10 protein-coding genes and 1 tRNA gene are annotated in these 11,143 nt (G+C 73.6%); 8 read left to right on the forward strand and 3 right to left on the reverse strand.

Annotated elements, in window-relative coordinates; all coding sequences use genetic code 11:
* The 6 genes from AB0O00_RS19500 to AB0O00_RS19525 form a co-directional block, all read left to right on the forward strand.
* Positions 1–1,241, forward strand: a 1,241-nt coding sequence (locus AB0O00_RS19500) for a trypsin-like peptidase domain-containing protein (protein ID WP_363653379.1), incomplete at its 5' end; no start/stop codon positions are given.
* Positions 1,242–1,301: 60 nt separating this feature from the next.
* Positions 1,302–1,389, forward strand: a tRNA-Ser gene (locus tag AB0O00_RS19505).
* A 120-nt stretch (positions 1,390–1,509) separates the two neighbouring features.
* Positions 1,510–2,337: a MerR family transcriptional regulator gene (locus AB0O00_RS19510; protein ID WP_363653381.1), complete on the forward strand. Its 828-nt coding sequence runs from the start codon at positions 1,510–1,512 to the stop codon at positions 2,335–2,337.
* A 271-nt stretch (positions 2,338–2,608) separates the two neighbouring features.
* Positions 2,609–3,973, forward strand: a complete 1,365-nt coding sequence (locus tag AB0O00_RS19515; protein WP_363653383.1) for an FAD-linked oxidase C-terminal domain-containing protein — start codon at positions 2,609–2,611, stop codon at positions 3,971–3,973.
* Between the two features lie 436 nt (positions 3,974–4,409).
* Positions 4,410–4,739: a hypothetical protein gene (locus AB0O00_RS19520; RefSeq protein WP_363653385.1), complete on the forward strand. Its 330-nt coding sequence runs from the start codon at positions 4,410–4,412 to the stop codon at positions 4,737–4,739.
* A gap of 391 nt (positions 4,740–5,130) precedes the next feature.
* Positions 5,131–5,913 carry a pyridoxal 5'-phosphate synthase gene (locus AB0O00_RS19525; protein WP_363653387.1) on the forward strand — a complete coding sequence of 261 codons (783 nt, stop codon included), beginning with the start codon at positions 5,131–5,133 and terminating at the stop codon, positions 5,911–5,913.
* Positions 5,914–5,970: 57 nt separating this feature from the next.
* Here AB0O00_RS19525 and AB0O00_RS19530 read toward each other — a convergent pair whose 3' ends face one another.
* Positions 5,971–7,038, reverse strand: a complete 1,068-nt coding sequence (locus tag AB0O00_RS19530) for an EamA family transporter (protein WP_363653389.1) — start codon at positions 7,036–7,038, stop codon at positions 5,971–5,973.
* A 152-nt stretch (positions 7,039–7,190) separates the two neighbouring features.
* Here AB0O00_RS19530 and AB0O00_RS19535 point away from each other — a divergent pair, with 152 nt between their 5' ends.
* Positions 7,191–8,063 carry a DUF1906 domain-containing protein gene (locus tag AB0O00_RS19535; RefSeq protein ID WP_363653391.1) on the forward strand — a complete coding sequence of 291 codons (873 nt, stop codon included), beginning with the start codon at positions 7,191–7,193 and terminating at the stop codon, positions 8,061–8,063.
* Between the two features lie 22 nt (positions 8,064–8,085).
* On the opposite strand, the gene AB0O00_RS19540 is transcribed toward AB0O00_RS19535, so the two are convergent.
* Positions 8,086–8,277, reverse strand: a complete 192-nt coding sequence (locus tag AB0O00_RS19540; RefSeq protein ID WP_363653392.1) for a hypothetical protein — start codon at positions 8,275–8,277, stop codon at positions 8,086–8,088.
* Positions 8,278–8,468: 191 nt separating this feature from the next.
* Between AB0O00_RS19540 and AB0O00_RS19545 the strand changes: the two genes are divergently transcribed.
* Positions 8,469–10,130, forward strand: a complete 1,662-nt coding sequence (locus AB0O00_RS19545) for a long-chain fatty acid--CoA ligase (RefSeq protein WP_363653394.1) — start codon at positions 8,469–8,471, stop codon at positions 10,128–10,130.
* 85 nt (positions 10,131–10,215) lie between these two features.
* On the opposite strand, the gene AB0O00_RS19550 is transcribed toward AB0O00_RS19545, so the two are convergent.
* Positions 10,216–11,143, reverse strand: a 928-nt coding sequence (locus AB0O00_RS19550; RefSeq protein WP_363653395.1) for a response regulator, incomplete at its 5' end; no start/stop codon positions are given.

The following is an 11,143-nucleotide window of genomic DNA, read 5'->3' on the forward strand; positions in this document are numbered from 1 at the left end:
AGGTCCGCTACCGCAACCGCTTCGGCCGCGAGCGCTCGTACAGCACCGGCTTCGAGGGCGCCGTCCCGTTCATCCAGCGCCGGCACACCGAGGCCCCCGGCGGTCCCCGCAAGAAGCGCGGCGGCCTGGTCGCCCTGATCGCGGCCGTCGCCCTCGTCGCGGGCATCGCCGGCGGCGCCGTCGGCGTGGCCGTCTCGCGCCACGACAACACCGTCGCCACCGCGGACGACCACCGCAGCACCACCGTCCAGGCCAGCAACACCGAGAAGAACGAGCCCTCCCCCGGTTCGATCGCCGCCATCGCGAAGAAGGCGCTGCCCAGCGTCGTCACCATCAAGGCGCAGGGCAACGGCGAGTCCGGCACCGGCACCGGCTTCGTCTTCGACACCGAGGGCCACATCCTCACCAACAACCACGTGGTGGCGCCCGCCGTCACCGGCAGCGGCGGCAAACTGACCGTCAAGTTCGCCGACGGCTCCTCCTACCCGGCCTCCGTGCTCGGCCGCGCCGAGGGCTACGACGTGGCCGTCGTCAAGATCGACAACCCGCCGAAGGACAAGCTGGCCCCGCTCACGCTGGCCGACTCCGACAAGGCCAACGTCGGCGACGCCACCATCGCGATCGGCGCCCCGTACGGCCTGGAGTCGACCGTCACCAAGGGCATCATCAGCGCCAAGGACCGCCCGGTCGCCTCCGGCGACGAGACCGGCGCCCAGGCCTCGTACATGAACGCCCTTCAGACCGACGCCTCGATCAACCCCGGCAACTCCGGCGGCCCGCTGCTCGACTCCAGCGGCGCCGTGGTCGGCATCAACTCGGCGATCCAGTCCAACGCCTCCGCCAACGGGCGGGCCGGCAGCATCGGCCTCGGCTTCGCCATCCCGATCAACCAGGCCAAGTGGGTCGCCGACACCCTGATCAAGACCGGCAAGCCGGTCTACGCCCAGCTCCAGGTGCTGCGCAACGATGATTACAAGGGCGACGGCGCGCAGATCCAGACCCGCGACATCCAGGGCCAGCCCGCCGTCACCCCCGGCGGCGCCGCCGACAAGGCCGGCCTCAAGCCCGGCGACGTCATCACCAAGCTCAACGGTGCCCCGATCGAGAACGGCCCCGCCCTGGTCAGCCGGATCTGGACGCACAAGCCCGGCGAGACCGTCGACGTCGAGTACCAGCGCAACGGCCAGACCATGACCACCAAGGTCACCCTCGGCTCGCGCGAGGGCGACACCCCGAGCTGACCCACGCGCGGAAACCGTGTGCACCGAACCCCGCCGGACCCGTTAGGCTGACCTCCGCCTGGAGAGCTGCCCGAGCGGCCTAAGGGAACAGTCTTGAAAACTGTCGTGGCGTGACCCGTCACCGTGGGTTCGAATCCCACGCTCTCCGCTGGTAGGGGAAAACACCTGCTCAAGGCGGGTGCCGACATCGAGTCGGCACCCGCCTTCGCGTTTTCCGGGCAGCGGCGCTTGACCCTGACACCGTGGAAGGCCGTGCACTGGGAGCACCATGTTGAACATCGGAGACTTCGCCAAGCACGGCCGGGTGTCGGTGCGGATGCTGCGCCACTACGACGCGATCGGGCTGCTGCACCCCGCCCGGGTCGACCCGGGCAGCGGCTACCGCTTCTACGAGGCGGCCCAACTCGCCCGGCTCAACCGGGTGATCGCGCTGAAGGAGCTGGGCTTCACACTCCAGCAGGTGCGGGCCGTCCTGGACGAGGAGGTGGACGCGGCCGAACTGCGCGGCATGCTGCGGCTACGGCGTGCCGAGCTGGCCGAGGCGATCGCGGCGGACACGCGGCGGCTGGCCCGGGTGCAGGCGAGGCTCCGGACGATCGAGAGCGAGGGGACCATGTCCACACACGAGGTCGTGGTGAAGGCGGTGCCGTCCGTCCGGGCGGCCGAACTGAGCGCGGTGGCGGCGAGCTACCAGCCGGAGGACATCGGACCGGTGATCGGCCCGCTGTTCGCGGAGCTGTGCCGGCGGATGGCTGCGGCGGGGGTGGCCGGGACCGGCCCGGCCGTGGCCCGCTACGAGGACGCCCCGGAGGGCGACGGCGCCGTGCTGGTCCGCGCCGCGGTCCCGGTCGGGTCGGGCGTGCGGGCGGGGGAGCACGACTTCGACGTGGTCGACCTGCCCGCGCTCGACCACGCGGCGACGGTCGTCCACCGCGGCGCGATGGACGGCGCGATGGGCAGCTTCCAGGCGCTGGCCCACTTCATCGAGGCCAACGGCTACCGCTCCGCCGGCTACGCCCGCGAGCTCTACCTGGAGTGCCCGGACGACCCGGCCCACTGGGTGACCGAACTCCAGGAACCCGTCGAGCCGAAGTAGCCACCCCAGGGACCGGGCCCCCAGAGGCCCGGTCCCACCCACCTCCGGCCCCCACCCCAACCCCCACCCGTCCCTCCCCGGCGGAGCCGCCCCCCACCCTCCACCCTGCAGGGCCCACTTGCCGGGTCCGCCCCTGCCCCCACCCCAACCCCCACCCGCCCCTCTCCGGCGGAGCCGCCCCCCACCCTCCGCCCCGCAGGGCCCACTTGCCGGGCCTGGTCCCGGCGGGCAGAGTGCGGGGGACGACTGCGGACGGTGAGCGGAGGCGGCGATGGGTGATCTGACGGATCGGCTGGCGCAGGGGCTCCCGCCCGGGGCGGTCGTCGTGGACGCCGACGTCCTGGACGCCTACCGCCACGACATGGCCGGGTTCTGTGCCGCCGGGGCGCCCGCCGCGGTCGTCTTCCCGGAGACCGTCGAGCAGGTGCAGCACGTCCTGCGGACCGCCACCGCCCTGCGCGTCCCGGTCGTGCCGCAGGGCGCCCGGACCGGGCTCTCCGGCGCCGCCAACGCCGTCGACGGCTGCATCCTGCTCTCCCTCGTGAAGCTGAACCGCATCCTGGAGATCGACCCGGTGAACCGGATCGCGGTCGTCGAGCCCGGCGTGGTCAACGCCGAACTCTCCCGTGCGGTAGCCGAGTTGGGCCTGGCCTATCCGCCGGATCCGTCCAGCTGGGAGTCCTGCACGATCGGCGGCAACATCGGCACCGGCGCGGGCGGCCTGTGCTGCGTCAAGTACGGGGTCACCAGCGAGTACGTGCTCGGGCTGGACGTCGTGCTCGCGGACGGTCGCCTGCTGTCCACCGGCCGCCGGACGGCCAAGGGCGTGGCCGGGTACGACCTGACCCGGCTGTTGGTCGGTTCGGAGGGCACGCTCGGCGTGGTGGTCCGCGCGGTGCTGTCGCTGCGGCCCGCCCCGCCGCCGCAGTTGGCGCTGGCGGCGGAGTTCCCGAGCGCCGATGCCGCCGGGGCAGCGGTCTGCGCGGTGATGGCGGGCGGCCTGACCCCGTCGCTGATGGAGCTGATGGACGCGGTCAGTGTGCGGGCGGTCAACGAGCTGGGGCGGATGGGCCTGCCGGAGTCCACGCAGGCGCTCCTGCTGGTCGCCTTCGACGGGCCGGACCGGGCCGCCGAGCTGGCGAGGGTGGCCGAGCTGTGCCGGGCTGCGGGGGCGACCGAGGTGGTGCCGGCCGAGGACGAGGCGGAGTCCGAGCTGCTGCTGGCGGCCCGGCGGCTGGCGCTGCCGGCCCTGGACCGGCTGGGGACCACGATGATCGACGACGTGGCGGTGCCGCGCTCGCGGCTGGCCGAGATGCTGAACGGCGTCGCGGCGATCGCCGAGCGGCACGCGCTGACCATCGGCGTGGTGAGCCACGCGGGGGACGGCAACACCCATCCGATCGTCATCTTCGACGCCTCGGACGAGGAGGAGTCGGCCCGGGCGCAGCGCTCCTTCGACGAGATCATGGCGCTCGGGCTGGAGCTGGGCGGCACGATCACCGGCGAGCACGGGGTCGGGCTGCTCAAGCGGGACTGGCTGGCGCGCGAGCTGGGGCCGGTGGCGCTGGACCTCCAGCGGCAGCTGAAGGCGGTCTTCGACCCGCTGGGAATCCTCAATCCAGGCAAGATGGTCTGATGTTCCGACGGTCTCAGCATCATTTCTGAATGATGGTCGGAATGGCGATCCGAACGATGGTCGTAAAAAGCCGCCGAATGTCGACATGGGTAGGTCGTCGAACTTTTCGGGGGCGTGTTTCCCGGGTCCGTGCGCCCAGGGTGGTGCGGTGATTTTTCCGTACGCTCCTTCGCGCGGCCTCGCGCGGTGCCCTGCGGGGCGTCTGTCCGGATGAAATCCCAGCTCAGCATTGGTGTGTCGGGGCGCTGTCCCGATGGCGCCCCGTTATGCGCGGCCTTGGTGGATATCACGCTAATGGGCGAAAAGTGCTCCATCGGGTGGTGCTTTGTCGATTTGTTGCGGAAGTCTGTCTCTCGGCGTCGCAGCCCGCAGGTGTTCGTCTGGCCGGCGAACTCCCGCACACATTGCACGATTTACCGTTTACTTGGAGGCTTTCATGGCTCGCATCCACACCCGTCGGGTGGCCGGTTTCCTGGTCGCCGCTCCGCTCGCGGCCGGCCTGCTGCTCGCCGGTGCCGGTGCCGCGGCGGCGGACAACGGCGCGGTGTCGGGCGCCGGCTCCAACGCCGGCGTCGTCTCCAACGTCGGCACCGGCAACGTCTTCGGCGGGGTCGACGGCAACTACGTCAACACCCAGCAGACCGCCACCGGCTCCGGGGCCTCGAACCAGAGCAACACCCTCGCCGCGAAGGACAACGCGGGCGTCATCCTGGCCGACCAGGCCAACAAGAACGTCAACATCGTCTTCGCGCCGATCCTCCACTGATCCGGGCGGACGACCGGGACGGGATCCACCGTCGGCGGGGGCGCCGGAGGTGGGTGGCCGCGGGTGAGCTGAGCGCCCGTGGCGGGGCTCGGACCGGTCGGGACCGATGAGACGAAGCGCAAGACCGGCCAGCGGAAAGGGTCACCGCGAACCGGCCACGTGGGCGGTGCCGTCACCGGCACCGCCCACGCGTGCGTCCGGGCCCGGGGCTGCCGGAGCACCCGCGCAGGTCGGCGCCGTCATCCGTCCGGGTGCGTACAGCCGGGGCCCGCGCCCGGCGTCGTCCGACGGCGGCGGTACGGTTGCGCCCGACAGCACACCGCGCGCGCCCGGGTTCAGGAACGCCCGGCCGGCCGCGGCGGCGGACGCGGCGACCGGAAGGAAGGGCGCGATGGCAGCGGACGAGGAGGGCCTGACCGGCCCCGGCGAGGCCGGGTCCGCACCCGGCCCGGATCCGAGGTCCGAGTCGCGGCCCGAGCCGCGGGACGAGCACCGGCCGGAGCCGAGGTCCGTGCCCGAGCTGCTGCTCGGCCGCCCGCCGATGGCCCGGCCGCTGCCGACCTTCGACGCCGAGGCCGCCCCCGCCGAGCCCGGCCCGCTGTTCGCGGACTGGCTGACCACGGCCCTCGACGCCGGCGTGCTCGATCCGCAGGTGGTCACGCTCTCCACGGTCGACGCCGACGGCCTGCCGGACGCCCGGGTGCTCGTGCTGCGCGACGTCGACGCGAGCGGCACCGGCTGGGTGTTCTCGGCCGCCGCCGACAGCCCGAAGGGCCGTCAGCTCGCCGACCACCCGGCCGCGGCGCTGACCGTCTACTGGCCGCAGCTGGGCCGCCAGGTCCGGGTCCGCGGCACCGTCGAGCGGGCCGCCGACCTGGTCGCCGCCGCCGAGTTCGCCACCCGTTCCCCGGCCGCCCGGGTGGGTGCGCTGGTCGGGCGCCAGAGCGAGCCGCTGGCCTCACTGGAGGAGTACGACGAGGCGGTCGCGGTCGCCCGCCGCCGCCTGGAGGCCACGCCGGACACCGTCGCGGCCGGCCACGCCGTCTACACGCTGTGGGCGCACGAGGTCGAGTACTGGCAGGGCGACGCCGAGCGCCGCCACATCCGCCTCCGCTACACCCGCACCGGCCCGGTCCGCACCCCGGAGTGGTCCCGCACCCTGCTCTGGCCGTAGTGCCGTGCCGGGCGTCGCAGCGCGGCGAACCTACCCGGCCACGGCCCTAGCTGGAGTTCACCTGCGCCCGGTCAGCGTCGCCCCGACGCTGGCCGCCACCACGCAGCCGATCCCGGCCAGCTGCGTCGCGCCCAGCAGCTGGCCCAGCACCACGAGACCGACCAGCGCGCTGACCGCCGGCTCCAGGCTGACCAGCACGCTGAACACCCGCTGCGGCATCCGCCGCAGCGCGGTCATCTCCAGCGCGTACGGGATCACCGGCAGCAGGAGCGACACCCCGGCCACCGAGGCGAGTAGCACCACCGGCGAGGCGTCCGGCGCGGTCAGCCCGTGCCACGCCTCGCCGAGGCCGAACGGCGCCAGCGTGATCGCGCCGACGGTCATCGACACCGCGAGGCCCTGGAAGCCCTGGAACGCGGCGCCGACCTTGTCGGTGAACAGGATGTACAGCGCGTAGCAGGCGGCCGCGCCGAACGCGTACAGCAGGCCGACCGGGTCCAGCGCCCCGCCGCCGTCGCCCTCGCCGAGCAGCGTGAGCAGCGCGACCCCGCCCGCCGCGAGCAGTGCCCACAGCAGGTGGCTGGCCCGCCGGGCGAAGACCAGCGCGACGGCGAGCGGGCCGAGGAACTCGATGGTCGCCGCGGTGCCCATCGGCAGCCGGTCGACCGCCCCGGCGAACAGGAAGGTCATCCCGGCCGAGGCCATCCCGAGCAGGGCCGCCGCGGCGAGGTCGCGCGGACGCTTGTCGCGCAGCTTCGGCCGGGTGACGGCGAGCAGGATGACCGCCGCGAAACCCAGCCGCAGGAACGTGGTGCCGCTGACCCCGAGCGGTCCGAAGAGCGGCTTGGAGAGCGCGATCCCGGTCTGCACCAGGAACATCGCGGTCAGACACAGAAGCGGCGCCGGGATGCTCTCCGGGCGCCGCAGGAACTTGGGGAGCCGGCCGGTGGGCCGCCCGGGCCGGAGGTCGGGTGGTGCCGCGGGGCCGGGCGCCTCGCCTCGTCGCCAGCTGCCGCGCTCGCCGGCGGGCTCGCCCTTGGGGGCGGGCGGCATGGCAAGGGCCTCGGCGACGGCCGCGGTGGCCGGCGTCGGGGTGGCGGTTTCGCCGGGCATGGAGGTGGGCATGGTGACGAGTCTGCCGTAAGGAGTGCAGAACGGGCAAGCTCGTTACCAAAATGTGGACGGATGCGGACGGGTGCCACCGAAAGGGTGGGCGTCGACGGGCCGTACGGCGTGGTTGCGGCGTTCATCCGATGGTCCGTCAGTATCAAGGCCGGATGCGCTATCTCCGCCCCACGGCCCTCGTCGCCGCCTCCCTCGTGCTCCTGCTGGCCACCGACGGGACGGGCGTGAGCGCCGAGGCCACCGCCCCGGTCGCCGTCGCCGTCCCCCGCATCCGGGCGCTCGCGCTGCCCGACCGCGCGGGCCCGCCCAAGGTCCGGGGCGCCTTCAGCGGCCTCGCCTTCGACGTCTGCACCGCGCCCCCGCTGTCCACCATGCAGACGTGGTGGGACCAGTCCTCGTACAGCGCGATCGGGATCTACACCAGCGGCTCCCACCGCGCCTGCGCCCAGTCCCGGCTGACCGCCGACTGGGTCCGCCAGGCCCGGGCGATGGGCTGGCGGTTCCTGCCGGTGCACGCCGGGTCCCAGGCGCCGTGCCTCGACCCCGCGCGCCGGCCGCAGCGGATCGACCCGGCGCACGCGGCCGAGCAGGGCCGCGCCGAGGCCGACGAGGCGGTCCGCGGGCTGCAGGCGCTCGGCTTCGGGCCGGGCAACCCGGTCTACGTGGACATGGAGGCCTACCCGAGGAACGACACCGCCTGCGCCCAGGCCGTCGTCGACTTCGCCCTCGGCTGGACCGCGGGACTGCACGATCGCGGCTACACCTCGGGCTTCTACTCCAGCTTCGCCTCCGGCATCTCCGACCTGGCCGCCGCGGCCTGGGCCGGCAGCTCCCCGCTGCCGGACGCCGTCTGGTACGCCAAGTGGGACGGCCACGCCGACACCAAGGCACCGGCCCCGCTCGGCGGCGACCTGTGGGTCTACCACCAGCGGGCCCACCAGTACCAGGGCAACGTCAAGGACACCCACGGCGGCGTCACCCTCACCGTCGACCGCGACTACGTCGACGGTCCCGCGGCCTTCTGAGCCGACCGCCGGGATGGGCGGGTCAGTCGCCGAACGGCAGCCAGCCCCGGCCGAAGCAGTCCGGGCAGGTCTCCGTGATGTGGCCGGTCCCCGTCCGGCCGTCCCGCACGCCCAGCCGCGCCCGCATCCGCACGCCGCCCGAGCAGCTCGGGCAGGGCACCCGGAACCGCACCGGCTCCCACTGCAGCCGCGGGCCGTCCTGGCTCTCGTCCATGCCGCCCAGTATCGCGCGCGGCCGGCGGCACACCGCCGCCCCCTCCACCCTCCCCGTCCGTGATCCGTGCAACGGAGTCAGGATGCTGACAGCAGCCGGACGGAACGGCACAATCGGGCACGTCCGCGCCCATTACCGCCCGGTAGGTGCCGTCCGCGCACCCGCCAGTGCCGCCAGGTCAAGGAGGACCCGTGTTCAGCACGATGCAGGACGTACCGCTCACCGTCGCGAGGATCCTGGAGCACGGGTCGACGATCCACGCCCGGTCCACCGTCACCACCTGGGACGGCACCGGGCCGGTCGTCCGGACGTACGCCGAGGTCGGGGCCAGGGCCGCCCGGCTCGCCCACGCGCTGCGCGACGAGCTCGGGGTCGCCGGCGACGACCGCGTCGGCACGCTGATGTGGAACAACGCGGAGCACCTGGAGGCCTACCTCGCCGTCCCCGCGATGGGGGCCGTGCTGCACACGCTGAACCTGCGCCTGCCCGCCCAGCAGCTGTCGTTCATCGTCAACCACGCCGCCGACCGCGTGATCATCGTCAACGGCACCGTCCTGCCGCTGCTCGCCGCCGTCCTGCCGGAGCTCAAGCCGACGCTCAAGCACATCGTGGTCAGCGGCCCCGGCGACCGCTCGCTGCTGGCCGGCTTCGCGGGCACCGTCCACGAGTACGAGGACCTGATCGCCGACCGGCCCACCACGTACCCGTGGAGCACCGAGATCGACGAGCGGCAGGCCGCCGTGCTCTGCTACACCTCCGGCACCACCGGCGACCCGAAGGGCGTGCTCTACAGCCACCGCTCGGTCTACCTGCACTGCCTCCAGGTGAACACCGGCGACAACTTCGCCTTCACCCCGCGCGACACCGCGCTGCCGGTCGTCCCGATGTTCCACGTCAACGCGTGGGGCATCCCGCACGCCGCCTTCATGTCCGGGGCGAACCTGCTCATGCCGGACCGTTTCCTCCAGCCCAAGCCGATGGCCGAGATGATCGCCGCCGTCCGGCCCACCGTCAGCGCCGCCGTCCCCACCATCTGGAGCGGCCTGCTCGACGAGCTCGACGCCGGCGACTACGACACCTCCAGCCTGCGCATGGTGGTCATCGGCGGCAGCGCCTGCCCGCCGTCGCTGATGAAGGGCTTCGAGGAGCGCCACGGCATCAACGTCATCCACGCCTGGGGCATGACCGAGACCTCCCCGCTCGGCTGCTTCGCCCAGCCGCCCGGCGGCCTCACCCCCGAGGAGGAGTGGCCCTACCGGATCACCCAGGGCATCTTCCCGGCCTCCGTCGAGGCCCGGCTGATCGGCCCCGGCGGCGAGCGGATGCCCCACGACGGCGTCGCCGCGGGCGAGTTGGAGGTGCGCGGCCCGTGGATCGCCGGCGCGTACTACGGCGGCGCCGGCCAGGACCCGCTGCGCCCGGACGACAAGTTCTCCGAGGACGGCTGGCTGCGCACCGGCGACGTCGGCACCATCACGGCCGACGGCTACCTGACCCTCACCGACCGCGCCAAGGACGTGATCAAGTCCGGCGGCGAGTGGATCTCCTCGGTCGACCTGGAGAACCAGCTGATGGCCCACCCCGAGGTGGCCGAGGCCGCCGTCGTCGCCGTCCCGGACGAGAAGTGGGGCGAGCGCCCGCTGGCCACCGTCGTGCTGCGCCCGGGCGCCACGGTGGGGCTGCCCGAGCTGCGGGCCTTCCTGGCCGGGCGGATCGCCTCCTGGCAGCTGCCGGAGCGCTGGTCGATCGTCGAGTCCGTCCCGAAGACCTCGGTCGGCAAGTTCGACAAGAAGGTGATCCGGGCCAGCTACGCGGCGGACGAGCTAGACGTGACGGTGCTCGGCAAGGAGTGACCGGAGGAACGCAGAGGGCCGGCCACCCCGATCGGGCGGCCGGCCCTCGGCGTATTCAGCCGTGCGCAGTCGTGTTCAGCCGTGCTCAGCCCGCGGCGGCGACGCCGGCCTCGCCCATCGCGCCGATCCGCCCGAGCAGGTCGACGATGCGGGACTGGACGTCCGCGCTGGTCGAGCGCTCGGCGAGGAACAGCACCGTCTCGCCGGTGCGCAGCCGGGGCAGTTCGCGCGGGTCGAGGTCGACCGAGGTGTAGACCACCAGCGGGGTCCGGTGCAGCCGGTCGTTGGCGCGCAGCCAGTCGAGCAGGCCGACCCGGCGGCGGCGGATCTGGAGCAGGTCCATCACCACGAGGTTGGGCTGCACGCTGCTGGCCCGGGAGACGGCGTCGTTCTCGTCGGTGGCGTGCTCGACGTGCATGCCGCGCCGCTCCAGGCTGTTGATCATCGCGGAGGCGATGTCCGGGTCGCTCTCGACCAGCAGGACGCGCGGGGCGTGGTGCTCGCCGTCGCGCGGCGCGAGGGCGCGCAGCAGCACGGCCGGGTCGGCGCCGTACGCGGCGTCCCGGGTGGCCTGGCCGAGGCCGGCGGTGACCAGCACCGGGACCCGGCTGTTGAGCGCCGCGGTGCGCAGCGACTGCAGGGCGGTGCGGGTGATCGGGCCGGTCAGCGGGTCGACGAAGAGCGCGGCGGGGAAGCCGGCGACCTGGGCGTCCACCTCCTCGCGGGAGCGGACGATCACCGGGCGGTAGCCGCGCTCCTGGAGGGCCTGCTTGGTGGCCGGGTCGGGCTCGGGCCAGACCAGCAGCCGGCGCGTGCCCTGGTCCTCGCCCGCGGGCTTGTCCAGGTTCACGCTGCCGCCGGCGGGCAGCTCGGCGATCGCGCGCGGAGCGGTGCGGGCCTCGGCCGGGACGGCCGGCGCGGGCAGCTGCGGCGCGCCGAGCGGGCGCGGCGGGGCGAGCTCGCCGAGTCCGGTGCCGACCGGTCTCGGGGCGGAGTCCGCAGGGTTCTCCGCG

It is taken from the genome of Kitasatospora sp. NPDC093558, from assembly GCF_040683475.1.
In the GTDB taxonomy this organism is placed as follows: domain Bacteria; phylum Actinomycetota; class Actinomycetes; order Streptomycetales; family Streptomycetaceae; genus Kitasatospora.